Raw genomic sequence first — 25,926 nt, forward strand, 5'->3', positions numbered from 1 at the left:
CTAAAATTAACTTGACTGATATCTGAATATTTACTAAAATCATACATAAGATGTAAACGCTTTCTTATTAAGCGGTTTTTACGGGAGACGATTACAGCTCTTTTAATCTATGAAAAACAAGGGGGAACAAGGGGTATGAAGAAGATTTTCGTTTTAATGGGTATCATTGCTACGTTGATCATTGCCGGATGCAGTTCAGGAAGCAGTGGTTCCGAAAGCAAGGACGGGAAAGTGACGCTCACTGCCTGGGCATGGAATGTGAATGTCGGTGCTCTGAATGATGCCGTCAAGGAATATCAAAAAGAACACCCGAACGTGAAACTGAAGGTAGAGGATATCGGACGACTGGATGTATATGACAAGCTATCCACCGGTCTTGCAGCCGGCGGTGTCGGTCTGCCGGATATCGTACTGGTGGAAGACGATCGTATTCATGGTTATGTGGAAGCATTTCCTGAAGGATTCCTGAATCTGTCGGACAAAGGATTCTCTGATCATGAAGATCAATTCCCATCTTTCAAAAATGATCTCGCGCAAGTCGAAGGGAAATACTACGCCATGCCATTCGATGCCGGTCCTGGCGGAATGTTCTATCGCCGCAGCCTGTTCGAAAAAGCAGGAGTGAAGGCTGAAGACATCAACACATGGGATGATTTCCTCGAAGCTGGGAAGAAAATCAAAGAGGCAACCGGTTCATACGCGATGCCGCTTGATATGTTCAAGGATGACCCGACTTTCCGGATGATGCTGAATCAGCAGGGTGTCTTCTACTATGACGAAGAAGGCAACATCGACCTGACAAATCCAAAAGCCGTGAAGGCCATGGAAATCCAGAAGAAATTTGCCGATGCGGATTTAATTAAAAATGTGGACGGCTGGAATGGAGTCGTTTCTTCAACAGTCGACGGCTCTGTTGCGACGATCCCGTTCGGTGCCTGGTACTACGGAACGATTGTCGATCAGGCAAAGGATACAAGCGGAGACTGGGGCGTATTCTTACTTCCTGCGGTTGAAGAAGGCGGCAACCGTGCGTCCAACCTTGGAGGTTCAAGCTGGATGATTCCTGCAGCAAGTAAAAACGCCGATGCAGCGTACGATTTCCTGGAGTATTTCTCAACAGACAAAGATACGCAAATCATGGCGATGGAAGACTACGGACTGTTCCCATCCCTGAATACGACGTATGAATCAGACGTATTTAACGGAGAAGTGGAATTCTTCGGAGGACAAAACATTTGGAAACTGTTCGCGGATGAAATGAAGGACGTCCCGACCGCTTACTATACGAAAGACTATTCCCTTGCTTTGGATGAAGCCATCAAAGCACAGGCGGATACATTCAACGGCACGAAAGTAGAAAAGGCTCTTGAAGAAGCGGCAAAACGCTTAAGTGACCGGACGAAACGTGATATCAACAAGTAAGAAATAAGAAAAGAGAGGGTTAGAGCCAAGGGGTTCTTGTGGTCTAATTCTCTCTTTTTCTATCAACAACTGGGTGGCTTCACGGCTTCCTACCGGAAAGAAGGTTGATGTATGAAAACGAAATCATATATTCCATATTTATTCATCGCACCCGCTGTCATTCTGTTCAGTGTGTTCATGCTCTATCCGATTATCTCTTCTTTTATCCTCAGCTTCCAGACAGGGCAGGGAGCGGCGCTGACGTTTGTGGGACTTGATAATTATAAGCGTTTGCTGTCAGATGAGATCTTTCATACGGCATTGAAAAACACCTTTATCCTGCTCGTCATCCAAGTGCCGATCATGGTGCTGTTAGCGCTCGTATTGGCTTCATTATTAAATTCAGCTTTACTCCGGATGAAGGGCTTCTTCCGAGTCACCTTCTTCCTGCCGGCTGTCACGTCCCTTGTGGCCTACTCCATAATTTTCTCCATCATGCTGATGAACGATGGTGTCGTTAATCAGCTATTGACCTCACTGGGCTTCAAGGCGATACCGTGGCTGAACGATCCGTTCTGGGCAAAGGCCTCCCTGATCATCGCCATGACATGGCGGTGGGTCGGATACAATATGGTCATCTATTTAGCAGGATTGCAGAATATCCCCGAAGAGCTTTACGAGGCGGCCAGTATGGACGGTGCTTCCCGCATTCGCCAATTCTTCTTCATCACCATCCCTCAGTTGAAACCGGTGATTCTCTTTACGGTCGTCCTGTCCACGATCGGGACGCTGCAATTATTCGATGAACCGTTCGTGCTCACAAAGGGTGGACCAAGTGATGCGACACTCACGATCGGTATGTACTTATATCAAACAGGATTCCGTTACTTCGACTTCGGTTACGCTTCAACGATCGCATATGTCATCGTGATTCTAATCGGGATCATGACGTTTATCCAATTCAAAATTACGGGTGATCAAGAATGAGACAATCAAAATCAGGTAGAAAAATCGTTCTGTATATCGTATTAGCTCTTGGTGCGCTTGTATCGTTATTTCCTTTCTACTGGGCTGCGATCGGCGCGACGAATGAAAGTGGGAAGATGTTCTCAAAGCCGCCGGTCCTTGCACCTGGTGAAAAGCTGGTGGAAAATGTTCAAAATCTAAACGAAGCGATCGGCATCGGACGCGTCATGTTCAATTCCTTGTTCATTGCCATCGTTTACACGGTCTTGAGCCTGCTAATCTGTTCCATGGCGGCCTATGCGTTTGCTAAATTCCGTTTCAAAGGCCGTAATATCATTTTCGGCGTCTTCTTGCTGTCGATGATGGTGCCTTATCACGCAACCATCATTCCTTTATTCAAAATGATGGCAGGCTTCGGATGGCTGAACACATATAAAGCCGTCATCCTTCCCAACCTCGCCTATCCGTTTGCGATTTTCCTGATGAGGCAGAATATGCTCGCATTCCCGACTTCACTGATCGAAGCGGCAAGGATCGACGGCTCGGGTGAATGGAAGATTTTCTTCAAGATTGTCATGCCGTCCATGAAGCCGGCACTCGCTGCGACAGCGATTTTCTTGTTCCTGTATCAGTGGAACAGTTTCCTATGGCCGCTCATCGCCCTGTCATCGACGGACATGTACACATTCCCGGTTGCCCTTTCCAGTTTATTCGGCCTTTCCCGAATCGACTATGGTCAGGTCATGGCAGGAGTCACCATCGCAACGATTCCGATCATCATCTTCTTCCTGGCTCTTCAACGCCAGTTCATTTCGGGCATGCTTGGCAGTGCCGTTAAATAAATAAGGAGGGACTCAAATGCCGATATTCATCAACGAAGAACATAAACAATTTCATCTGCAGGGGAGAAACACGAGCTACATCTTTTCTGTTTTGAAAAATGGTCAGCCCGGTCAGCTGTATTTCGGGAAAAAAGTGAGGCATCGGGATGATTTCTCCCATCTCATCCAGCTCCCGGCTGAGCCTCTCGGGAATGCATCGTTTCCCTATGAAGGAGATCCATTTTTTTCACTGGAGTTTTTAAAACAGGAGTATCCTAGCTTTGGAACCAGTGATTACCGTGAGCCGGCCTTCGTCCTGAAGCATGAAAGTGGCAGCAGGACGTCCCATTTTACTTATAAAGGATACCGGTTGGAAAAAGGGAAGCCGGCGCTCGCCGGTTTGCCTTCCACATATGTAGAGGATGAAGTGGAAGCGGAGACATTGACGATCACTCTGGAGGACCAGTCTGCCAGGCTTGAAATGGATATTCTCTACACGGTCTATCATGAACGGGATGCGATTGTGAGGAGCGTCCGGCTTCGCAATCTGGGGAATGAACCGGTGGTGATTGAGCGCTTGCTCAGCGCCTCTCTTGATCTTCCTCATGCAGAATTTGATTTCCTTCATCTCCATGGAGCGTGGATCCGGGAACGTCACGTATCATGTCAGCCCCTCAGAAAAGGGCTGCAGTCCATTGACAGTAAAAAGGGTGTCTCAAGCTCGAATCACAATCTGTTTTTCGCGTTGAAATCCCCTCATGCTTCTGAGAGTCAGGGGGAAGTGTACGGATTCAGCCTCGTGTACAGCGGGAATTTTTACGGCGGGGTCGAAGTGGATGCTTATGATACTTCCCGTGCTCTTCTCGGGATCAATCCGTTTGGATTTGATTGGACGGTAGAGGGAGGACGTTCCTTTCAGACCCCTGAAGCGGTAATGGTGTATTCCGATTCCGGATTGAACGGGATGAGCCAGACGTTCCATGAGTTATACCGTTCCCGATTGGCCAGGGGGGAGTGGCGGGACAAGGAGCGCCCGGTGCTCATCAATAACTGGGAAGCGACCTACTTTGATTTTAATGAAGAAAAGATCCTCGACATCTGTGATGCCGCAGCTGAGCTGGGAATTGAACTGTTCGCCCTCGATGACGGCTGGTTCGGAAAGCGGAACGATGATACGACTTCCCTTGGAGACTGGACTCCTGATAAGAAGAAACTGCCTAATGGGATAAAGGGGTTAAGTGAAGCCATCGTTAAAGAGAAGGGGATGCAGTTCGGTCTCTGGGTGGAGCCTGAAATGGTGTCGAAGGAAAGTGACCTGTACAGGGATCATCCTGATTGGGTCCTGGGTGTGAGTGATCGTAGTTTATCACATGGACGTAATCAGTTCATTCTTGATTTGGCGAACGAACAAGTGGTGGATCACTTGTATGACACCTTGGAGAACTTATTTTCTTCAGCCCCGATTTCGTACGTGAAATGGGACATGAACCGGAACATGACGGAAATCGGATCATCATCGGTTCCGGCACGTCACCAGGGTGAAGTGGCCCATCGCTATGTGCTGGGACTTTACAGGCTCCTGGACAAACTGACCAACAGGTTTCCACACATCCTGTTCGAATCTTGTGCAAGCGGCGGGAACCGGTTTGATCCGGGGATGATCTACTATATGCCGCAAACGTGGACGAGTGACAACACGGATGCGGTGGAGCGATTGAAGATTCAATGGGGTACGTCCCTTGTTTATCCGATTTCATCCATGGGTGCCCACGTCTCAAGTGGGCTTAATCACCAAACCTTAAGAGAGACACCTCTTGACACCCGTTTTCATGTGGCGATGTTCGGTGCCTTCGGATATGAACTCGATGCCACCACCTTTACGGCAGAAGAAAAGGAAACCGTGAAAGAACAAGTTCATTTTATAAAAGAGAATAGACGACTGCTTCAGTTCGGAACCTTTTACCGTCTCCTAAGTCCGTTCAACGGAAATGATACCTCCTGGATGGTGGTGGACCGGGAATTGGAAGAAGCCATCGTGGCTTTTTACCGGACGCTCGCACAACCAAACCCCGGCTTGATTCGTGTCCGGTTACAGGGACTGGACCCAGACGCCTTATATAAAATAGAACACAATGGAGAGAAAATGTACGGAGACGAACTGATGAACATCGGACTGCTGCTCCCGCCATTCTTCAGCGGCACCGCCATAACGGAACATACCAGGCTCAAAGGAGACTACCAATCTCACATCTGGAAGCTCCGCAAAGTGAAATAAGAGGGACGGACCTCAACGATTTATGGGGAAGTATGTGTGTGGCGCCCGTTTCTCCGTTATAATGGAAATAGCAATGTATGAAAAGAAGGAGGAAGTGGGATGGCCACTTTAAGGGATATAGCAGAAAAGGCAGGTGTTTCCCTGGCTACTGTTTCAAGAGTACTAAACTACGATACGACACTCTCCGTTGCGGAAGAAACGAAGAAGCGAGTGTTCCAGGTTGCGCAGGATATGAATTATAAAACGCTGCGTAATCGAAAGGACCCCGGTCAGATCAAGGATCGAATGCTCTTCGGTTTGATCTACTGGTATTCCGATCAGCAGGAAATGGCAGATCCTTACTATATGGCGGTCCGGACCGGAGTGGAACGGGAATGTCAGGAGCGGAATATTGATCTGGTGAAGTTGTATAAACATGCCGATGGAATCGATCCCGCGAAGCTCGAAGGATTGGACGGCATCATAGCTGTAGGGAAATACAGCCAATCGGAAATCGATCTGTTCGAAAGGGCTGCCCGTCAACTCGTCCTCGTGGATTACGCTCCGTCGGATGATTATGATTGCGTCGTCGTCGATTTCAGAAAAGCGATGGCAGAAGTGCTCGATCACCTCATCAGCCTCGGCCATGAGCATATCGGATATATCGGGGGACATGAGTATGTGGTGGAGGATGAACCGATCCGTGATGAGCGGGAAGTATCGTTTTACGAATATCTTGCCCTCCGTAATCTATACGACGAAGAGCAGATCTGGACGGATGGACATTTCACCGCCGAGGATGGTTACCGCTTGATGGGAGAGGCATTAAAAGCCGAGAGAGTGCCCACGGCCTTCTTTGTGGCTTCGGATTCCATGGCGATCGGGGCGATCCGTGCGCTTCACGAAAAAGGGATCAAGATTCCTGAAGACATCTCCATCATCGGATTCAATGATATTGCGACTTCCAAGTTCCTGCAGCCTTCCTTGACGACCGTGAAAGTGTACACAGAGTTCATGGGGGAATCGGCCGTGGAGTTATTGCTGGATCAGATCCAGTCAAAACGTGAACTGGCGAAGAAAGTCGTCGTACCTGCTCATCTGGTGAAGCGGGAGAGCTGTACGAAAAAAGAGTAGCCTGGGCTACTCTTTTTTCGTTGAACTAACTATAAACTTTCTGCCTGCTCCAACACCTTCGCGCCGTTCATCATCCCATAATGCATTCCATCGATGACATCGACTTTAATCCCATAGGGTGCAGCTTTCTCCATGATTTTAGCAGATAGATAGCGGACTTGAGGTCCGATGAGGATCACGTCCAATTGGTCTAAATGATTACTTAAGTCAGCTTCCGATGTCGCATTGATTGTAGCTTCGAAGCCTTTCTCTTCAGCTGCTTTCCTCATTTTCTGGACGAGCATACTCGTCGACATGCCTGCTGAACAGACCAGCATGATATTCATATGAAGCACTCCTTACCTGTTTTGATGGATTTCGATGATTTCCTGAGCCAGTTCTTTGACGGTGATGGCGTTCATGAGATGATCCTGTGCGTGAATCAGTAGAATGGTAGGGTTCTCTCCGTCACCGCTCGCTTCTTTTTGCAGTAATTGAGTTTGATAGTGATGGGCCTGATGGACCTCTTTCTCTGCCTCGGCCATTTTGTCCCCTGCCAGGTCAAATTGGTTTTTCTTAGCGGCTTGCAGCGCTTCCATGGCGGAAGAGCGGGCATTGCCGGCATGCAGGATGATATGAAATGAGATTTCTTCCAGCGTTAACGTCATGCGATTTTATCACTCGTTTCATTGGTTTTCTTTAATTGAGCACGTTCAGATGCAAGAAGGAATGGGATATACATGAGTGTTGCGATGGTCAGATTCACAAGTTGAAGTGCAATTCCCGTCCAGGATCCCCCTGTCACCAGGTATCCACTGATGATCGGTGGTGTCGTCCACGGAACGATCGCCACGGTTTTTGGTACGATCCCCAGGCTTAAAGCCAGATATGACGTAACCGTCAGGACAACGGGCGCCAGTAAAAATGGAATGAACATCAGCGGGTTCAACACGATCGGTAATCCAAAGATGACCGGCTCGTTAATGTTGAAAATTCCAGGTGCGGCTGACAGTTTTCCGACGGTACGGTAATGTTTCGTTTTCACCACAAGGAAGATGGCGATGATCAGGGCAATGGTCGTACCGGATCCACCCATGTACACATACGCATCGAAGAAAGGTTTGGTGACGATGTACGGAACGTCGAATGCGCTCGTGCCGGCTGCAAACAGCTGCTGATTTTTTTCGATTAAAGGCAGGTAGATCGGCTCGATGATCGGACCTAAAATGTTCGTACCGTGTAACCCGAAGAACCATAAGAAATGATTTAAGAAAGCAACGACGATGGCTGATGGCAGTGAGTTCGATACCGCCTGTAATGGTTCCTGGATCAGCGTGAACACAATTTCAAAAAGGCTTTTTTCTGCAAAAGAAGTTAAGAGGGCTTGAATAAGACCAACAAGAATCAGGATGATCGTGGCTGGGATTAGCGCTTTAAATGATTTCATGACACCTTCCGGAACCCCGTCCGGCATACTGATCGTGAACTTCGAACGAATCAACACTTTGAACAATTCCGTGACAAGGAGGGATGTGATGACGGCGACGAATATTCCTTGAGCTCCGGTCCAGGCGTAGGAGATTCCCCAATCCTCTGTAACCGGCGTGAGGATGATCAGGGAAGCGATCGACACTAACGCCGCCGACAACCCGTCGATATCATAGGATTTCGCTAAGTGATAACTGATGGATGCGGCGACAAGCAATCCAAGAATCGCGAAGGATCCGTTCCACATATTCCCGCCGACGGATTTCCAGCTTTCACCGAATACAGACACCATGAAGTTCTGAAAGGCGTCAATCGGCAGGTTATTCAATAACACGGCCAGGGACCCGACGATAATCAATGGCATGATCGAAACGAAGCCATCACGGATGGCGACCAGATGCCTTTGTGAGCCGATCCGCCCTGCAACAGGCATAAACTTACTTTCCATAAACCCCATTACTTTACTCATTTTTCTTTCCCCCATTTGCTAGATTAATTGAATTGCGGCAGAAACTCTTTGTGAGCTTCCAATAATTCATCGACCAGCTGTCTTGCTACCCCTTCGTTCTGTACTAACGGATTCATCACCATGGCCTGATAGACATGAGTGTACTCCCCGGACCTTGCAGCCCGGATGACCAGCTCCTCGAACGCTTTCATCTGCTGGATGATTCCTTTGACAGATGGAGGGAGCGGTCCGACCGTCAGCGGTTGAGGTCCGTCTCTCGTAATGACGGCGTTCACTTCGATGACGGCGTCGTATGGAAGGTCCGGGATGGATCCGTTGTTCTGTGTGTTGATGGTCTGAATATCCCCCTTGTTGGTGTAGATGCTTTCCATCAGGCTGCAGGCAGCATCACTGTAGTAGGCACCTCCCCGATTTTCCAGTTCTTTTGGTTTTTCGTTCAACTCTACTTTCTTATATTGTATGAAAAGTTCTTTTTCAACTTTTCGAACAACCTCTGCCCGTGTACCATTTTCTTCGAAGGCTTGAAGATCCTTTTCCAATACAGCATCCCTTTGGAAGTAATATTGGTGATAAGGATTCGGGAGCATGCCCAGTGCCTGTAAAAATTCCTTCGACCATCCCAGTGAGACGATATTAGCCGGTGAGTAGTCAGCTTCTTGATGAATCAACTTATCGAGAATTAGGCTTGTCATATCCTCCCCCTTAACCCAAACCCTCTTACCAAACACAAAATGATTCATCCCTACAAATTCGATTTGTACGTCATCTGCTGCACAATTCATCATCTCGGCCACACTGTTCTTCATGTTGAAGGGGATATTGCAAACCCCGATGACCTTCTTATGAGGACTGTACTTCAGCAGAGCTTCCGTGACGATTCCCGCCGGGTTGGTAAAATTGATGAGCCATGCGTCAGGACAAATCGTATGGATGTCATGACAAATGTCCATCAGGACGGGTATGGTACGGAGGGCCTTGAAAATCCCGCCTGCCCCGTTGGTCTCCTGCCCGATGACCCCGTGACTTAATGGGATCCGTTCGTCCTTTTCCCTGGCGGAGAGACCACCGACCCTAATTTGTGTTGTGACGTAGTCGGCACCCATCAGGGCTTCCTTCCGATCGAGAGTCCACTCCAACTCAATGGGGGCACCGGCTTTCTTGATCATGCGACGAGCAAATTGCCCAACAATTTCAAGCTTTTCTTTTCCTGCTTCGATATCTACCAGCGTAATCGTCGACACGGGAAAATAACGGTGCCTCTTGATGAACCCTTCGATGATCTCAGGTGTATAGCTTGATCCGCCTCCGATAATGACTACCTTTAATGACATTCTGTCGAACTCCTTTCACCGTGAAAGCGGTTTCTGTTTTTAATAATGTATCATACAAATTTTTGCTCGTCTATATATTGTAATAACAAATTATAAAAATATGTCTCTTTTAAATTTATTTGTAATAATGAATTTGTTTTATGATAAGATGAAGTATGGATAGAGAAATGAACGTGAATGTGTTATAACAAATGTAGGAAGAAAGTGGAAGGGAGAAACAAGATGAAAGACACACAAGAACCAAAGGCCCTGCATTCACATGTGAAGGAAAAGATCATTGAAATGATTAAAAATAAAGAGTACGAGCCGAATAGTAAACTGCCGACGGAAGCGGAGTTTTGTGACACGTTCAACGTCAGCCGCACGACGATCCGGACGGCCCTTCAGCAGCTGACCCTTGAAGGCTATGTCTATCGGGAACAGGGAAGGGGTACCTTTGTGGCTGAAGAGAAAGTCAGTCAGATCCTTTCCTCTACGATCGACAATTATACGGAACAACTGCGATTACAGGGGAAAAAGCCGAAGATTAAGGTTCTCAGCCTAAACGTGATCCCGGCAGAATCCGCAGTGGAAAAGGCATTGGAACTGAAGAATGGGGACCCGGTCAATCGTTTGGAGAGGGTTCGTTATTCTGACGGTTTACCTCTGCAGTATGAGGTTGCATACCTGCCTTGGTACAAAACACCGGGTCTCGACAAAGATGAATGTGAGAAATCCCTATACAAACTGCTGGAAACGCAGTTTGAATTGAATATCAAAAAAACCGTAGAATCCATCGAGTTATTTTTAGCTGACGAACGGGTGTCCGAGAAGCTTGAAGTGCCAGAGGGGACACCGTGCTTCATGATCGAAACCACGGCCTTTCTTGAGGATGGTTCGGTCATCGAGTTTTCCAAAGCAGTCTTTAGAGGGGATAAAGCCAGTTTTCTTGTAGAACGAACCTATTAGAGAAAAGGGGATGGGGGAATATGAGAAAGGTGATCATCAACGCCGATGATTTTGGTTTATGCCGGGGGGTGAATCACGGCATATTGGACAGTCACCGTTTTGGCGTCGTCAACTCCACGACGATGCTCGTCAACATGCCGGGAACAGAGCATGCCGTGGAACTCGCGCGGCTTCATCCGGAACTGCAGATCGGCATTCACTTGTCGTTGACATGTGGAAGACCAGTTTCAGGAAGCGTTCCGTCGCTAGTGGATGAGAAAGGGTATTTCCGATATACGAGCCGGATTTTCGAAGAGAAAGAAATCAATGTGGATGAGGTTGAATGGGAATGGGAGACGCAGGTTGATCGGTTTTTATCCTTCGGTCTGCCTCTTTCCCATATTGACAGTCACCATCATGTACATAGCTTCCGCCCCTTGATCCCAGTGGTGAAAAGGCTTTCGGAACGGTATGGGGTGCCGGTCCGAAATGTGTTAGAAGAGGATGTAGAAGGAATGAACTTATTGACCGATCGGTTTTCCATGGATTTTTACGGGGGAGGGGTGTCGGTGGCAGGATTGAAAAGGATTTTGGTGAACAGGCGGGAGGGGGAGACCCTCGAGGTGATGTGTCATCCTGCTTATGTCGATTCCTTTTTAAAAGAGAATTCTTCTTACTGTGAGGAGCGGTTAAGGGAGTTGGACGTGTTAACCGATTTGGATTTGTTATAACAAATATGAAGAGGCATGGGAAACCAGTATATTGGTTCCCCATGCCTCTTTTATCATGTGAAAATTAAATGTAGAGCTCAATCGTATTTGATTCCTCACCGAGCAAAGCCTCAAGCTTCAGACGTTTCAATTTTACCCCGCCTTGACGATAACGGTTGGTCAACGGTTCAAATGGTATTTCCTCTCCGTTCACCACAACCCGTTTTGTGTCGGAACCCCCAAGGTGATAGACGAACGTAACAGGACGGTTCATGATCTGGAATTCCATTCTCAAACCGTCGAGGTTGTCCGGAAGCACCGGGTCGATGATCAGATATCCGCCTTCCTGGCGAATGCCCAGGCAGTTTGAAATAAGCTGATTCATATAAATTCCCGGCCCGCTGGAGTAGATTCTCCATCCGCCTTTCACAGGCACGCTGCCATTACGAAGTTCGTTAAAGCGTTCCTGTGCTTCGTAGCGGGTATTGAATTTGCCGTCGGAGCTGCTGAAGTAGGCATTGCTTTGTCTTCTCTCCGCATTCGGCACGACGTCTTTCAGGCCGATCGGATTGATGATTTGCAATCCATTCCACACTTCATCGGTTTTCCCAAGCTTCGCCATCGCTTCCACATAGCGGATGTGGGCATGGACGTATTGAAGCCCGATTTCACGGCCGAAGTTCGATGCCTGCTCGGCCCGTTTGAAGTGGGTGCTTACCCCGCCTTCGTACTTGGCGGGACGGTTCATCAAGCGTACTCCATCCGGACAATACAGATGCTCCTTCACCAGCTGGTAATGGGCGTCTGCCTGTTCTGGTGTGAATAGCTCGGAAATGATGCTCCGGTTCATCGGCAGCAGTCGGTAATGAATACCGGTCTTTGTATCGGTTGGATGAACCATGAACTCAAGGCTCCCCGGCTCCTCCATATACACAAATCCAGGAATGACGTCATCCTTCAGGATATACGTATTGAAATCCTTTTGTATGCCTTGAGCGAGTGCACTGATTTCCTGTGCCTCCTGATCGAATGTACCCTCAAGCACCGTTCCAAGCTTCACAAGCACTTGATACGTAAGGGCGACGGTCCAGCTGCTTGCCATGTATTTCTTCAATTGAGCGTTGGCAGGCTGCAGGGTGTCATCCCAGTCGCCATCTCCATAAGAAGAGAGGAAGGTGTCATGGAGGAAGTTCTCCTTGATGTAGGAGATTTCCTTTTGTATATGATGAAGCAGCGTTTCTTTTTCTTCTGTAAAACCAAATCCATCCCGATCGGTATAAGGGATTCTCTCATGCAGGATAGCATGATCGTTCGTCGCGGCGATGTAATCACTGACGACTTTCAACGGCCAGACGATGATATCCCCATGGCTGTCGTCCTGTTGGAACTTGAAGTAGCGGTCAAACATGAACCATTGAGGCCAGTTGCCGTCATCTTCATATTGATGGGAGTAGACGGTTTTGATGATTTCTTTGACTGATTGATAGTTTTGGGTGGCCATGAAGTATTCTGTCGGACCCTGACAAACATCCCGGGTACCCCATGCCGCGCCGCCGTATTGTTCCAGTCCATGTGGGACGGAATAGTGGACGAGCATATTATGGGTGTACCACCAGGCGAGTGCGTTCACTTTTTCCAGTTCAGCAGGAACGTTCTCTCCTAAAGAGAGTTTGAATCCGTTCATGACCCTATGATAGTAAGCGCGATATGCTTCGATTTCCTCTGTCATGTCCCGCTCTTTCACCGGCAGCTCTTTCCCGTCAAGCAATCCTTGAATCGTCATCTTCCATTGAGACGTTTCACTCACATTCATCACGAGGAGGGAAGCGGAATCTTTTTCAACGTGTTGAGCGATGCTTTCTTCGTTCCCTGTTTCAATGGAGGCACCATCCACTTTCATCCGATAAGTTAATTCCGGGAAAACGTTGCTGCTCTCAGATTGTGGGTCGGCTGAGATCCTCAGCATAGTGTTTTCTTGCTCCACGTGATACCCGACTTCATATTCATTGTTGTTCATGGACACCTGATTGGTGACGAGGTAACGGTATTTCACGTTGTTTTTTGACTCAACATGAAGCTGTACTTCAGGAGAATCGACGACTGTGTAATTGCTGATGATGATCGTATCATCGGCTGTTTTGTAGTACCAGCGGGCATAGTTGAACCCGATCTCGAACATGGAAGGCATGGTGAGTAAACGATACGATCCATCGATTTCGATGTAAATCCGCTGGCCGGACGTTTTCATGATGTTCAGATGATTTCGTTGATTGGTCAACATTTTATTAAAGGACGTATTGCCGACCACGAGCTGTGAATTGAATAATCCATACATGAATGAAGTCGTCGTGATGGTGTCTTCTTTCAGTTGATGGTTATTCCCAGACATCAGAATATGTCCATGGGGTCTTTCCGTTATCAATTCTTTCTCTTTCAACACGACATGTTCATGGGTATCGGTGAAGAAGGAGAGCAGGGAATCACCTTCGCGTTCTTCATTATGCCTCGTTGGGAAATAGGCACCGACTTCTTCCTCTGTCATGGATAGGGAACGTAGTGGCTGTCCGATTTCTGGGTTGAACCGTACTGATTCCTGTGGTTCCTGAAATTCCGATTTGAAGTTTACGGCTTCTTCCCGGGCAGCTTTTATGTCTTCCTGGAATTCCAGTGAAGTGATGGCCGTTTCGTGATGTTCTTTGAACACCCCGTAGAACACAAAGTGCTGAGAACCGTTGAGTTCGACTTTTTCGGATTGAAGTGCCGTATAAGCAAACTCGTATTGATAGACTTCATTTGCAAGGGATTCTTCTTTTAAAGCCTGTGGTTCGTTGGTGTCTTTGTATGATAACCCGTAGAATTGAAAACCATCGGTGGAATAGCTCTTTGCCCTGCCGAGGGAGCCCTGTTGAATATACGGAAACCCGCTTGATTGCGGCTGGTTCTGCCGTGAACAAAGGACGTATCCCTTCTCTTCATCCTGAAACACCTTGTGATCGATGTACTGTGACATATACGCTTCGTTGGAACGGACGGCCCCCTTATCTGCAAGACCGAGATCCTGTCCGTAAAGGACGTCCACTTCAGCGTCAGACCCATCAAGCATCACATCCCAGAACCAGATGCCTTTACTTGTTAACGTAAATATGACTTCATATGAAATTGTCTCATGTGTTCCCGTCCATCTAACTTGGGATTCAGCGAATTGAACAGTGCTTGACGATTTCGCCCCGATCAAAGGGATGGAGTGGATACCGGCCGGCTCATGAACGCGAAGATACAGATTATTGAGTGAACCGTCGATCGGATTCGTCATGAGCTGGTTGATCATCGTCTGTTTATGTGTGACGGCGAAAAGGTCACCGCTTTTCAAAAAATCGAATACAAGCTCTCCGGATGTTAATTGAGTATGTGAATGCATCGTTTTCCCCTCGATTCTTTTATTTTTCCAATTTGAACGTGTGTTCCATGGTGTCCTTGCTGTTTCTTCCTATATAAACCGTAAACATTCCCGGGTCACTCTTAAACTGAAGGTCTGAGTGATGATATCTTAACTGATCTTCCGTTAACGTAAACGTGATATCTGTCGCTTCACCGGGCTTCAGGCTGATTTTCCTGAAATCCTTCAATTCCTTCACAGGGCGGATGACTTCACCGCTGTGATCGCGAATATAGAGCTGTACGACTTCCTCGCCAGCGACAGGACCGTCATTCAGAACAGTAATGGAAATGTCCAGTGGCTGTTCTTCGGTCATCGTTTCACAGGTCAATTTCAAGTCGGAATACGTAAACGTCGTGTAGCTCAAACCGTATCCGAATGGAAGCAGCGGCTCGTTCGGGATGTCCAGGTATTGTGACACATATCGTTCCTGGGCATCGGGTGCGCCTTGAGGTCTCCCGGTATTGAAGTGGTTATAATAAACGGGAACCTGCCCGACATGATAAGGGAAGGACATCGTTAACCGCCCGGAAGGATTCACGTCTCCGTACAATAAGTCGGCAACGGCGTGTCCGCCTTCTGTACCCGGATACCATGCTTCCAATACTGCGTCGGTTTCGTCCAATACTCCATGAAGGTCGAGTGGACGTCCATTAAAGAGGACCGCCACCATTGGCTTGTCCAGCGTTTTTAATTCCCTGATGAGTTGTAATTGAGCAGAAGGGAGCTGGATATTCGCCCTGCATCCGGCTTCACCGCTCATATCGGAATCTTCCCCTAAGGCCAATACGATGACATCCGCATTCTCGGCTGCTTTCACCGCTTCTTTTATTTGTGCGTCTGTGATCGTCTCAATGTCACACCCTTTGGCGACGGTCAAGGAGCCAATTTTTGAAAGGATTCCTTCTTTCACTGTAACGGCGTCATCCCTTGATCCAAGCCAGGACCACGGTCCCAATATGTCCCCGCTCTCCGCGAAAGGACCGATCAGCGCCACTTTTTGTTCCTTTTTAAGTGGGAGGACGTGATGTTCGTTTTTTAACAATACAGAGGATTTCCCTGCCAGTTCCCGTGCGGATTTTCGATGTGCTGCGCTCATGATCACTTCCGCTTCCAAATCTGCATTTGCGCCACGATACGGGTTCTCGAACAAGCCGAGCTTCTGTTTCAGTTGTAAAATCCGCAATACGGCTTCATCAATCAGGGACTCGTCCACCATCTGTTCTTCTACGAGTTCTTTTAAGTGATTCACATATGCGGTCGTCATCATCTCAATATCAAGACCGGCCGTGATCGCCTTATAAGCCGCTTTTTTTTCATTCTCCGCCACTCCATGGGGGATCATTTCCTTCACGGCTCCCCAATCGGAAATAAGGACTCCGTCAAAGCCCATTTCTTCCCGCAACATCTCTCGCATCAACCGTTTGTTTCCGGTTGCAGGAATCCCGAAGACCGTGTTAAAGGCAGTCATCACCATTTCACAGCCTTCATCTAGGGCCGCTTGATAGGCAGGAAGATAATTCTCCCGAAGCTCCCGTTCGGACATATCGACGGTATTGTAATCACGTCCGCCTTCTGGTGCCCCGTATGCGGCGAAATGCTTCACACACGCAGCCACCCGCTCTGTATCCGTCGTCAACTCTTTCCCTTGGAAACCGCGGACGAAAGCCCGTGCGAATTCACTATTGAGAAAAGGATCTTCCCCCGTCGATTCCATCACTCTTCCCCAGCGGGGGTCCCTCACAAGGTCGACCATCGGGGCAAACGTGACATGGACGCCGGAAACGGAAGCTTCCCTCGCTGCAATCTCCGCACTCTTTTCCGTCAGTTCGAGATCCCATGAACAGCCGATCGCCAGTGGGACCGGGAAGATCGTTTTAAAGCCGTGGACGATATCGGACATGAAGAGAAGGGGGATACCCAACCGGTTCTCTTCTAAGTGGGTGCGTTGAATATTGATGATTTCCTGTGCACCGGATGCCCCGAGGACCGATCCGCTGTTCTGGACGGTATCGCCGGACACCCCCATTTCTGCCATCGGTCCTGTAATCTGACCCTGCTCTTTTGCCCCTTTGAAAAAAGGCGTTGCCAACTGCATCAGCTGGGCGATCTTTTCATCTAACGTCATTTGTTCCAATAATGATTGCAGCTTGTTTCCGCTCATTGATAGGCCCCCTGTATTGAAATTTTTCATAAATGTGTATGAATTAGTGAAACGTTTCGAATATCAATTGAGTTGAATTATAAGCGCGTTCCCTTCAGCCGTCAACCCGGATTATGGTATCCAAAAACTACCTATGACCTCTATGTATCAGTGTTTTACTGGTTATGTAGAGGCTTGGGGCGAGCTTAATTCATTTTCAATTCAGTAATTTCTAAAAAAGTGTTGAAAGCGTATACACGTTTGATTATAATATAGTCATCGAAACGTTTCAATAACTTGAATGATTTTTCAGAATAACAATCAACGAAGTCTCATTCAATGACGCTTTACCATTTTTACAAGTTTTAAAACCAATGGAAATGGAGATGGGGAAACATGAGAAAGAAAATGTGGTCTTTACTGCTGATCGGTCTTCTGGCGTTGTCCACGATCCTTGCCGCTTGCGGAGGCAACGGTGAATCGAAGGATGGGAAGAAAGAAATCACCGTCTGGGCGATGGGTGAAGAAGGTAAGAAGTTAAAGGAAATGGCTTCGAAGTTTGAAGAAGAAAACAAAGATATCTCAGTGAAAATACAAGCGATCCCTTGGGGAAATGCACATGATAAATTACTGACGGCCGTCGCTTCCGGAAATGGTCCGGATGTCCTTCAATTAGGAACAACTTGGGTACCGGAATTCGCTGATGCAGGGGCGCTGCTCGACTTGACTCCTTACTTGGAAGATTATCCAGAATTCAAACCGGAAAATTACTTCGAAGGCTCCGTCACTTCTATGAAGTATGACGATAAAGTCATCGGGGTTCCATGGTATATCGATACACGCGTACTATACTATCGCACCGATCTATTGAAAGAAGTCGGCTACGACAAGGCACCTGCTACGTGGGATGAACTGAAGGATGCCGCAGGGAAACTGAATGACCGCGGGGATGATGTATATGGTCTTGATATCGACCGAAATGACCAGATCACTCCATTCATCTTTGCATGGCAGAATGGGTATGAGTTCGAAGGAAAAGATAAGATGAACTTTGATTCCCCTGAATTCAAAGAAGCAATACAGTATTACACAGACTACTTCAAAGAAGGAATCAGTCCTACAACAGAAGGGATCGATATCGTACAGGCGTTTAAAGACGGCATGAAGCCAATGTTCTTCAGTGGTCCGTGGATGATCAACATCATCAACGACCAAGCACCTGACCTAAAGGATAAATGGGCTGTAGCCGTCATGCCTAAGAAAGAAACGAACACTTCAAGCATGGGTGGATCGAATCTATCCGTCTTCCATAATTCTGAGAATGTGGACGAGTCCCTGAAATTCATTTCATATATGAATAAAGTGGACACGCAAATGGAATGGCTGGACGTATCGAATACACTTCCTTCACGTGTCGATGCATGGGAAGAGCCGAAGCTGAAAGAAGATCCGATGCTATCCGTTTTCGGTCAACAATTGGAAAATACGAAAGCATCACCGCAAATCAAAGAATTTGAAGTGATTGCACAAGAGTTCCTTTCTACCATTGAAAAGATCACGGTCGGTGGTGCCGATGTGGACAAAGAGCTTGAGAACTTCAACAAGAAAGCAAATGAAATCGTAGAATAGTAAGCAAGACCAATAAACAAAACCGACGCTTGCATAAAAATAAAATGGAGTTACAGGCGTACAGCCTGAACTCCATTTTTAGAATCATTTTGCGTACGTTTAGATAGGTGGGATATCATGAGCAATGGATGGAAAAACAGCATCAATAAAAATAAGCATCCCTATGTGTTTATTGCTCCTGCAGTGATCATTTTGACCGTTTTCAGTATTGTTCCTATTATCGTAGCGTTTTTGATCAGTTTCACAGACCTTGACCTAAAAGGTCTCGCCGACTGGTCGAATGTCAGCTTCATCGGCATGGACAATTATTCTGCCTTATTTTCTGACGAATTGTTCCATAAGTCGATCTTCAACACATTATTTTATGTCATCATCGGAGTGCCGCTTGTCATCATGTTCTCATTGGGTATCGCCCTACTGTTGAACTATGGGACAAGTAAGCTGTTTACGGTATTCCGGGGCGTATACTACATGCCTTCGATTACGAATATCATCGCCGTTGCCGTCATTTGGGGGTTCTTATACAATACGGAATACGGATTATTCAACTATATTTTATCACTGCTCGATGTCGAGAAGATTCCTTGGTTAGGAGAGCCAACGATCGCCAAGCTATCGTTGATTGTGTTAGCCGTATGGAAAGGGGTCGGGATCAATATGATCATCTTTCTCGCTGCCCTGCAGGGGATTCCGAAGTCTTATTATGAAGCGGCGGAAATGGATGGGGCGAACCGCTGGCAGGTACTGTGGAATGTCACGATCCCGTTACTTCGCTATGCCACTTTCTTCGTCACGGTCACGACACTGATCGGATGGCTGCAATTCTTCGAAGAACCATTTGTCATGACGAATGGAGGTCCTCTTGACGGAACGATCTCGATGGCACTCTTCATCTATCAAAAAGGGTTCCAGTTCAGTGAATTTGGCTATGCGGCAGCAGGATCATTCATCCTGTTCATCATCATCATTATCATCACGCTTCTTCAATTCAAGATGAGAAAATCTGATACAGAATATTAAGAACGAAACTATACAGTATCGGGGCTGAATATATGAAAACCAAAACAACGAAAACGAAGGTGGAAAAGCTCTTTATCATCCTGTTGCTTGCTCTCGGGGGCATCATCGTCTCCGTTCCTTTCATATGGATGATCTCAAGCTCATTCAAACCGGAAAGTGAAGTGCTCCAAATTCCGCCAAGCCTGATTCCGGAAAATCCGACACTGGAAAATTATGAGAATCTATTTGAAAGCATGAATTTCGGCGTCTATTTACGTAATACACTGATCATCGTGCTATTTTCCTTTGTCGGCCTATTCTTTAATGCCATGGCCGGGTATGGGTTTGCCAAGTATCAGTTTAAAGGCAGGGAGAAAATCTTCTATATCGTGCTCGCCACGATGATGATCCCGGCACAGGTTACGATGATCCCGGTCTATTTGATCCTGAATGAAATGGGACTGACGAATACCATGACGGGAATCGTGCTCCCGGGTCTCGCCGCTGCCTTCAGTATTTTCTTATTCAGGCAGTTCATGACGACGATCCCGACGGACCTGATCGAAGCAGCCAGGCTCGACGGGGCAGGGGAATTCTATATTTTCTTCCGCTTGATCGTGCCGATCGCAAAGCCGATCTTCGCCGTGCAGGGAATCCTGACGTTTATCGGAGCATGGAACAGCTTCTTATGGCCGTTGATCATTGCCAACGATGAAAGTCTCTACACATTGTCTGTCGGTCTTTCATTGCTGCAGGGGCAATATGCCAATAATTTCGGCCTGCAGATGGCCGGGGCAGCCTTCATGGTCGTACCGATCATCATCATCTTCTCCTTCTTCCAAAAATATATAGTGGAAGGATTTACGATGTCGGGCATTAAGTGAGTGATGTGTACCAGGTACAAATCAGGATGATTGTACCTGGTACATTTCTTTGATTAGTAGTTGAAAAACATGAGGTGAAACGATGGAAAAAGCATGGTGGCATAAATCCACAATTTATCAAATATATCCGAGAAGCTTCAATGATTCGAACGGGGACGGAATCGGGGATCTCGAAGGCATCATCGAAAAGCTCGATTATCTCCAGTTTCTCGGAATCGATATCATCTGGTTGAGCCCTGTCTATCAATCCCCAAACGATGACAATGGCTATGACATCAGCAACTATTATGACATCATGTCCGATTTCGGTACGATGGACGACATGGAGAGATTAATAGAGGAAGCGAAGAAGCGGGACATCCACATCATGATGGACCTCGTTATCAACCATACGTCAGATGAGCACCACTGGTTCAAGGAGTCGAGGAAATCAAAGGACAACCCTTATCGGGATTATTATATTTGGAGAGAGAGTGAGAGCGGTACCCCAAGTGATATCACCTCTGTATTCAGCGGATCCGCCTGGGAATGGGATGAAGAGACAGAGGAGTATTATTTTCACCTCTTTAGTAAAAAACAACCCGATCTCAATCTTCATAACCCGGAAGTCCGTGAGCATCTGTACAAGATGATGAATTTCTGGCTCGGTAAAGGAGTCAGTGGATTCCGCATGGATGTGATCGATCTGATCGGGAAGGAAGTCGATGAAAACGTACTGACCGACGGGCCAAAGCTTCATGATTATTTACAGGAAATGAATGAAAAGGTCCTCTCTCGATATCCGACGGTCACGGTGGGGGAAACCCCTTCCGCTACGACCGAAACCGCTCAGCTTTATACAGGGAAGGGACGGAATGAACTCGATATGGTGTTTACTTTTCAACATATGTCCCTGGACGAAAGAGCGGGCGAAGGGAAATGGGCGTTAAAGGAACTGGATTTCACAGAGTTGAAGAAGGTACTGAGTACGTGGCAGACATCCCTTTTTCAGAAAGGATGGAACAGTTTATACTGGAATAATCACGACCAGCCACGTATCGTTTCCAGATGGGGGAACGACCAGGAATACCGGGTCGAATCCGCCAAGATGCTCGCAACCGTCCTTCACATGATGCAGGGGACCCCTTTCATCTATCAGGGCGAAGAAATCGGGATGACGAATATCGATTGGGACGATATCACCCGCTACCGGGATATTGAGACCATTAATTACTATAATGAGAAGAAGTCAGAGGGCGTACCGGAGCAGGAGATCATGCAATCGATCCGAACAAAAGGCCGCGACAATGCCAGGACCCCTTTTCAGTGGAATGATGATGTCCATGGCGGATTTACAAATGGGGTACCTTGGATTGAAGTAAATGCAAACTATCACGAAATAAATGCTCTCGAGGCAATGGGAAATCAAGACTCCATCTTTTATCATTATCAAAAGCTCATCGCATTGAGGAAACGATTGGATATTCTCATTTATGGAGAATATGAATTACTATTGGAGGAGCATCCTGAAATCATGGCGTACATGAGGACATGGGAAGGACAAACCCTGTTGGTAGTGGCGAATTTCTATGGGGGGAATCCCCAATTCGAATTACCGGAAAACGTCGATGATGCTCATACAACGCTCATCATCAGCAACTATTCTGATACAAGGGAACGACCATCGGAAATCCACACCCTTCGTCCGTACGAAGCGGTCGTGTATCTGATCGAAAAACAACCAAATAATTGAAACGCTTTCATGTATAATGGAAAGAAGAAGGATGCCTTCATTTATAGAAGCAATAGGATGTGAACTTATGGCAACCATCAAAGATGTGGCCAAGCTTTCCGGAGTCGCCGTTTCGACCGCTTCTTATGCACTGAACAACAGTAAGAAAGTGAGCGAAGAAACAAGACAAAGAGTATTAGCAGCAGCCAAACAATTAAATTATCAAAAAAACGGGCTTGCCTCCGATTTGAAAAGGACAAGCACCAATACAATCGCTTTGATATTGAGCGACCTCTCAGGTCCTTATTATTCCGAACTGATCAAAGGCGTACAGGATGTCACCTCCACAAACGGATATGACTTGATCGCATGCAGTTCCATCGGTGGAGTGCAGTCGACCGCTGTGAAATTTCTGAAGGAGAAACGTGTCGACGGTGTCATTATCCTCGCTCATAATATCAGTGACGAGACGATCCTCGAGTCGGCAAGGGAAGGCTTTCCCATCGTGGTTCTCGATCGCGGGATCAAAAGCGACTACGTCACCCAGATCGAAGTCGATAATGTACACGGGGCGCTTGTAGCAACGGAGCACTTGATCGAAAATGGAAGCAGGGATATCGCCTTTATCAGCGGACCATACAACTCCCATGACAACGAGCTTCGTTTCCAGGGGTTTCGGGAGGCACTTAACAAGCACGGCATCGAATATAAATCGAAATGGAAGGTATCAGGGGGCTTCACCCGTGAAGGAGGCTATCAGGCGACCAAAATGCTGATTGCCCAACGGGATGTCCCCCAGGCCATCTTCTACGCAAATGATGAAATGGCCATCGGCGGCTTGCAGGCACTGAACGAAAAAAACATTTCCGTACCGGGGGATATCTCCATCATCGGTTTCGATGATATCCAACTGTCGGAATACGTGTCCCCGCCATTGACGACCATGCGTCAGCCAAAATATGAAGCCGGTGCACTGGCCGTTCATCTCATCTTTCAAATGCTCATGAAGGAAGAAGTCGATTCGTATTACAAATTGACGACCGAGCTTGTTGAAAGGGAATCAGTGAAGAAACGTTAAAATATGGATCCTGCTCTTTCCCTGGTGTATGGGAGGGGGCAGTTTTTTTATTTGTGAAACACTGTTTTCGTAAACATAGTTGGTTTTGGATGTAGCGAGTGGCGGTTGATTTCCGCTACAGGTGCTCGCTTTCCGCGGGGCTGGCGGTGAGCCTCCTCGGCTTCGCCTGCGGGGTCTCACCTGTCCAGCTATTCCCGCAGGAGTCGAGCACCTTCCGCTCCAATCAACTATACAGACGAAATGTTTTACTATCATAAAGGAAATGGGGAGATTTCTTATGCCACTGCTTTTTCATTCGTTGTAATGAACGATTTTAATTAATCGTACTTACTTTAACCTTGCATAACCGACGTTCACGATCTATTTTGCTCTGTCCACACTTACTACTCTAGAGGGTGAAGGGAACTACGTAGACTCCTACGGAAAACGGGCGTGCCGAGACCCCGGAAGCGGTTTATGCTGAGGAGGATCGGCCGAACGTCCGTGGAAAGCGGGACTGTTCTCTTCACCCTCCTGCACCACACCCTATAAATCTTAGTCTGTATATGAATCGCAAAAATCTTTGTAAAAACAGCTTTATGAAAAGATCATTGATATGAAAATAAAGATAACGCTTACATAAAAATAACCGTAAAAACAACTATTGACTTCCTTTCTCATACCCAGTATTATCCTTTATAAGATTATTTTTTGAAAATTACATACTTTCAATTATCCAGAGTGACCGAGGGATCAGGCCCTATGACGTCCGGCAACCTCCAGAAATGGAACGGTGCCAATTCCTGCAGAATGATTTCATTCTGAGAGATAAGTCGAGATAGACAGGCGATGCTTCTTTCAGTTGAAAGAGGCATTTTTTATTGGACAAAAAAGGGGTGTGCACATTGATCGAGATTCGGAATCTAGTGAAAACGTATAAAACAAAGAAGAAAACGGTGGTTGGAGTTGATAACGTTTCTGTCACCATCGGAAAAGGGGAGATCTTCGGCATCGTCGGATACAGCGGAGCGGGAAAGAGCTCATTGATCCGCTGCCTGAATCTACTCGAGACCCCGACATCAGGTGAGATCATCATTGATGGACAGGACTTTACGAAGCTCTCGCCAAAAGGACTCCGGCTCGCCCGTCAGAAAACGAGCATGATCTTCCAGCATTTTCACCTGATCAAATCGAAGACGGTTTATGACAATCTGGCTTTTGCCTTGAAAGCGGCACATGTGCCGAAAGCGAAAATCAAGCCGAGAGTCACCGAGCTCCTCGAGATGGTCGGTCTCTCAGATAAAGCGGATTCGTATCCTGCTCAACTCAGCGGCGGACAAAAGCAGAGGGTAGGAATCGCGAGGGCCCTTGCAAACAACCCATCAGTATTACTTTGTGACGAAGCGACATCTGCCCTGGATCCGAATACGACCAAATCGATCTTAAAGCTTTTGAAAAAAATCAACAAGGAACTGGGATTGACGATCGTCCTCATCACCCATGAGATGGAAGTCGTCAAAGAAATCTGCGACCGGATGGCTGTGATGCAGGACGGGAAAATCGTGGAGGAAGGTCCGGTGTATGACTTGTTTGCTGATCCGAAACAACCTTTGACGAAGCAGTTCATCGAAACGATTCTCCAATTCGAACTGCCGCAGCACCTGGTGGAATCAAGAAAAGGGAAGCTCATCAAGATTCAATTCAAAGGATCCATCGCCGAGGAAAGCGTTGTTTCAGAGGTGTTTCAGCGATATAAGGTCCGAGGGAATATCCTTCACGGAAAAATTGAATATATCCAGGATGTTCCACTGGGGATTTTCATCATGGAGCTGATCGGCTCACCTGACGAGATCGAAGCGGCAGTTCAATATATCACTGCGAAGACACAAAGCCTGGAGGTGCTCGAGGATGCTGCCTGATTCATTGACTGCTATTTTGCCAGAGTTGAATAAAGCCTTTTTCGAAACGGTGTATATGGTGGGGATTTCACTGGCTGTAGCGATCATAGTGGGGTTGCCTTTGGGAATTCTCCTATTCGTCACAGACAAGGGACTTTTCCTGCAAAACGGTTTTATTAAAAAGGTCGTAGGATTCGTCGTAAACATGGTCCGCTCGGTACCGTTCATCATACTATTAGTGGCACTCTTACCTTTAACCAAACTATTAACCGGGACTACGATCGGACCGACAGCGGCATCGGTATCCCTTTCTGTAGCGGGGATTCCGTTTTTCGCGAGAATGGTAGAAACGTCATTGCGAGAGATTGATAAAGGGGTCATTGAAGCCTCGGTTTCAGTGGGCGCAAGTCCATGGATGATCATCAAAGATGTGCTGTTGCCGGAAGCACGTCCGGCGGTCATACAGGCCATCACGATTACAACGATCAGTTTAGTCGCCTATTCCGCCATGGCCGGCATCGTCGGTGGAGGAGGGGTCGGGGACCTGGCCATCCGCTTCGGATACTACCGATATGACAACACGGTGATGATCACGACCGTCGTCATCCTGATTTGTCTGGTTCAACTCATCCAATACACGGGTGATGCATTTGCACGATTAGTCGATAAACGATAACTACTATAGGGGG

At 47.2% G+C, this 25,926-nt stretch carries 20 protein-coding genes and 1 riboswitch; of the genes, 14 read left to right on the plus strand and 6 right to left on the minus strand.

Going from position 1 to position 25,926, the window contains the following annotated elements; all coding sequences use genetic code 11:
* Window positions 1-135 precede the first annotated feature (135 nt).
* From SLH55_RS06555 to SLH55_RS06575, 5 genes are all read left to right on the plus strand, one after another.
* Window positions 136-1,422, plus strand: coding sequence for a sugar ABC transporter substrate-binding protein (locus SLH55_RS06555; RefSeq protein WP_320322961.1), 1,287 nt, complete (start codon window positions 136-138; stop codon window positions 1,420-1,422).
* 111 nt (window positions 1,423-1,533) lie between these two features.
* Window positions 1,534-2,388 (plus strand): sugar ABC transporter permease, encoded by an 855-nt coding sequence (locus SLH55_RS06560; RefSeq protein WP_320322962.1) that lies wholly within the window; start codon window positions 1,534-1,536, stop codon window positions 2,386-2,388.
* Window positions 2,385-3,209 carry a carbohydrate ABC transporter permease gene (locus tag SLH55_RS06565; RefSeq protein ID WP_320322963.1) on the plus strand — a complete coding sequence of 275 codons (825 nt, stop codon included), beginning with the start codon at window positions 2,385-2,387 and terminating at the stop codon, window positions 3,207-3,209. The genes SLH55_RS06560 and SLH55_RS06565 overlap by 4 nt, the downstream gene beginning before the upstream one ends.
* Window positions 3,210-3,225: 16 nt before the next feature.
* Window positions 3,226-5,463, plus strand: a complete 2,238-nt coding sequence (locus tag SLH55_RS06570) for an alpha-galactosidase (RefSeq protein WP_320322964.1) — start codon at window positions 3,226-3,228, stop codon at window positions 5,461-5,463.
* Window positions 5,464-5,562: 99 nt separating this feature from the next.
* Window positions 5,563-6,576, plus strand: coding sequence for a LacI family DNA-binding transcriptional regulator (locus SLH55_RS06575; protein WP_320322965.1), 1,014 nt, complete (start codon window positions 5,563-5,565; stop codon window positions 6,574-6,576).
* A 29-nt stretch (window positions 6,577-6,605) separates the two neighbouring features.
* Here SLH55_RS06575 and SLH55_RS06580 read toward each other — a convergent pair whose 3' ends face one another.
* Genes SLH55_RS06580 through SLH55_RS06595 form a run of 4 tightly spaced genes read right to left on the minus strand, consistent with a single transcriptional unit; the run spans window position 6,606 to window position 9,843 of the window.
* Complete coding sequence (locus tag SLH55_RS06580) at window positions 6,606-6,902, minus strand: PTS sugar transporter subunit IIB (protein ID WP_320322966.1); 297 nt, start codon at window positions 6,900-6,902, stop codon at window positions 6,606-6,608.
* Window positions 6,903-6,914: 12 nt separating this feature from the next.
* The gene (locus SLH55_RS06585) at window positions 6,915-7,223 is read right to left on the minus strand and encodes a PTS lactose/cellobiose transporter subunit IIA (protein ID WP_219166446.1); all 309 of its coding nucleotides are present in this window, start codon (window positions 7,221-7,223) and stop codon (window positions 6,915-6,917) included.
* Window positions 7,220-8,512, minus strand: a complete 1,293-nt coding sequence (celB, locus tag SLH55_RS06590) for a PTS cellobiose transporter subunit IIC (RefSeq protein WP_219166447.1) — start codon at window positions 8,510-8,512, stop codon at window positions 7,220-7,222. Before celB ends, SLH55_RS06585 begins: the two co-directional genes overlap by 4 nt.
* Before the next feature lie 23 nt (window positions 8,513-8,535).
* Complete coding sequence (locus tag SLH55_RS06595; protein WP_320322967.1) at window positions 8,536-9,843, minus strand: 6-phospho-beta-glucosidase; 1,308 nt, start codon at window positions 9,841-9,843, stop codon at window positions 8,536-8,538.
* Window positions 9,844-10,065: 222 nt separating this feature from the next.
* Between SLH55_RS06595 and SLH55_RS06600 the strand changes: the two genes are divergently transcribed.
* A complete protein-coding gene (locus tag SLH55_RS06600; protein WP_219166449.1) occupies window positions 10,066-10,791 on the plus strand; it encodes a GntR family transcriptional regulator in 726 nt (241 codons plus the stop codon).
* 20 nt (window positions 10,792-10,811) lie between these two features.
* On the plus strand, window positions 10,812-11,501 hold the full coding sequence (gene chbG, locus SLH55_RS06605; RefSeq protein ID WP_320322968.1) for a chitin disaccharide deacetylase: 690 nt from the start codon (window positions 10,812-10,814) through the stop codon (window positions 11,499-11,501).
* A 64-nt stretch (window positions 11,502-11,565) separates the two neighbouring features.
* On the opposite strand, the gene SLH55_RS06610 is transcribed toward chbG, so the two are convergent.
* A complete protein-coding gene (locus tag SLH55_RS06610; RefSeq protein WP_320322969.1) occupies window positions 11,566-14,898 on the minus strand; it encodes a GH36-type glycosyl hydrolase domain-containing protein in 3,333 nt (1,110 codons plus the stop codon).
* Between the two features lie 19 nt (window positions 14,899-14,917).
* Entirely contained in the window at window positions 14,918-17,080 is a 2,163-nt protein-coding gene (gene bglX, locus SLH55_RS06615; RefSeq protein ID WP_320322970.1) for a beta-glucosidase BglX, read from the minus strand.
* 375 nt (window positions 17,081-17,455) lie between these two features.
* On the opposite strand from bglX, the gene SLH55_RS06620 reads away from it, so the two are divergent.
* The 7 genes from SLH55_RS06620 (at window position 17,456) to SLH55_RS06650 (ending at window position 25,913) form a co-directional block, all read left to right on the plus strand.
* A complete protein-coding gene (locus SLH55_RS06620; protein WP_320322971.1) occupies window positions 17,456-18,688 on the plus strand; it encodes a sugar ABC transporter substrate-binding protein in 1,233 nt (410 codons plus the stop codon).
* Window positions 18,689-18,805: 117 nt separating this feature from the next.
* A complete protein-coding gene (locus SLH55_RS06625; protein WP_320322972.1) occupies window positions 18,806-19,708 on the plus strand; it encodes a sugar ABC transporter permease in 903 nt (300 codons plus the stop codon).
* 32 nt (window positions 19,709-19,740) lie between these two features.
* Window positions 19,741-20,571, plus strand: a complete 831-nt coding sequence (locus SLH55_RS06630; RefSeq protein ID WP_320322973.1) for a carbohydrate ABC transporter permease — start codon at window positions 19,741-19,743, stop codon at window positions 20,569-20,571.
* A gap of 82 nt (window positions 20,572-20,653) precedes the next feature.
* Window positions 20,654-22,303, plus strand: coding sequence for an alpha-glucosidase (locus SLH55_RS06635; RefSeq protein WP_320322974.1), 1,650 nt, complete (start codon window positions 20,654-20,656; stop codon window positions 22,301-22,303).
* Between the two features lie 67 nt (window positions 22,304-22,370).
* Window positions 22,371-23,360, plus strand: coding sequence for a LacI family DNA-binding transcriptional regulator (locus tag SLH55_RS06640; protein ID WP_034764511.1), 990 nt, complete (start codon window positions 22,371-22,373; stop codon window positions 23,358-23,360).
* Between the two features lie 708 nt (window positions 23,361-24,068).
* Window positions 24,069-24,174: riboswitch (SAM riboswitch) on the plus strand.
* A gap of 70 nt (window positions 24,175-24,244) precedes the next feature.
* The gene (locus tag SLH55_RS06645; protein ID WP_320322975.1) at window positions 24,245-25,258 is read left to right on the plus strand and encodes a methionine ABC transporter ATP-binding protein; all 1,014 of its coding nucleotides are present in this window, start codon (window positions 24,245-24,247) and stop codon (window positions 25,256-25,258) included.
* Window positions 25,248-25,913: a methionine ABC transporter permease gene (locus tag SLH55_RS06650; protein ID WP_320322976.1), complete on the plus strand. Its 666-nt coding sequence runs from the start codon at window positions 25,248-25,250 to the stop codon at window positions 25,911-25,913. Before SLH55_RS06645 ends, SLH55_RS06650 begins: the two co-directional genes overlap by 11 nt.
* Window positions 25,914-25,926 lie beyond the last annotated feature (13 nt).

This window comes from Rossellomorea sp. YZS02 (genome assembly GCF_033963925.1).
Lineage (GTDB): Bacteria > Bacillota > Bacilli > Bacillales > Bacillaceae_B > Rossellomorea.

Coding starts and splice junctions, on each gene's coding strand:
- SLH55_RS06630 (WP_320322973.1), top strand. CDS start 19,741: ATGAAAACCAAAACAACGAAAACGAAGGTGGAAAAGCTCTTTATCATC.
- SLH55_RS06650 (WP_320322976.1), top strand. CDS start 25,248: ATGCTGCCTGATTCATTGACTGCTATTTTGCCAGAGTTGAATAAAGCC.
- SLH55_RS06625 (WP_320322972.1), top strand. CDS start 18,806: ATGAGCAATGGATGGAAAAACAGCATCAATAAAAATAAGCATCCCTAT.
- SLH55_RS06595 (WP_320322967.1), bottom strand. CDS start 9,843: ATGTCATTAAAGGTAGTCATTATCGGAGGCGGATCAAGCTATACACCT.
- SLH55_RS06560 (WP_320322962.1), top strand. CDS start 1,534: ATGAAAACGAAATCATATATTCCATATTTATTCATCGCACCCGCTGTC.
- SLH55_RS06555 (WP_320322961.1), top strand. CDS start 136: ATGAAGAAGATTTTCGTTTTAATGGGTATCATTGCTACGTTGATCATT.
- SLH55_RS06570 (WP_320322964.1), top strand. CDS start 3,226: ATGCCGATATTCATCAACGAAGAACATAAACAATTTCATCTGCAGGGG.
- SLH55_RS06640 (WP_034764511.1), top strand. CDS start 22,371: ATGGCAACCATCAAAGATGTGGCCAAGCTTTCCGGAGTCGCCGTTTCG.
- SLH55_RS06610 (WP_320322969.1), bottom strand. CDS start 14,898: ATGCATTCACATACTCAATTAACATCCGGAGAGCTTGTATTCGATTTT.
- celB (WP_219166447.1), bottom strand. CDS start 8,512: ATGAGTAAAGTAATGGGGTTTATGGAAAGTAAGTTTATGCCTGTTGCA.
- SLH55_RS06565 (WP_320322963.1), top strand. CDS start 2,385: ATGAGACAATCAAAATCAGGTAGAAAAATCGTTCTGTATATCGTATTA.
- SLH55_RS06580 (WP_320322966.1), bottom strand. CDS start 6,902: ATGAATATCATGCTGGTCTGTTCAGCAGGCATGTCGACGAGTATGCTC.
- SLH55_RS06575 (WP_320322965.1), top strand. CDS start 5,563: ATGGCCACTTTAAGGGATATAGCAGAAAAGGCAGGTGTTTCCCTGGCT.
- SLH55_RS06600 (WP_219166449.1), top strand. CDS start 10,066: ATGAAAGACACACAAGAACCAAAGGCCCTGCATTCACATGTGAAGGAA.
- SLH55_RS06585 (WP_219166446.1), bottom strand. CDS start 7,223: ATGACGTTAACGCTGGAAGAAATCTCATTTCATATCATCCTGCATGCC.
- SLH55_RS06620 (WP_320322971.1), top strand. CDS start 17,456: ATGAGAAAGAAAATGTGGTCTTTACTGCTGATCGGTCTTCTGGCGTTG.
- bglX (WP_320322970.1), bottom strand. CDS start 17,080: ATGAGCGGAAACAAGCTGCAATCATTATTGGAACAAATGACGTTAGAT.
- SLH55_RS06635 (WP_320322974.1), top strand. CDS start 20,654: ATGGAAAAAGCATGGTGGCATAAATCCACAATTTATCAAATATATCCG.
- chbG (WP_320322968.1), top strand. CDS start 10,812: ATGAGAAAGGTGATCATCAACGCCGATGATTTTGGTTTATGCCGGGGG.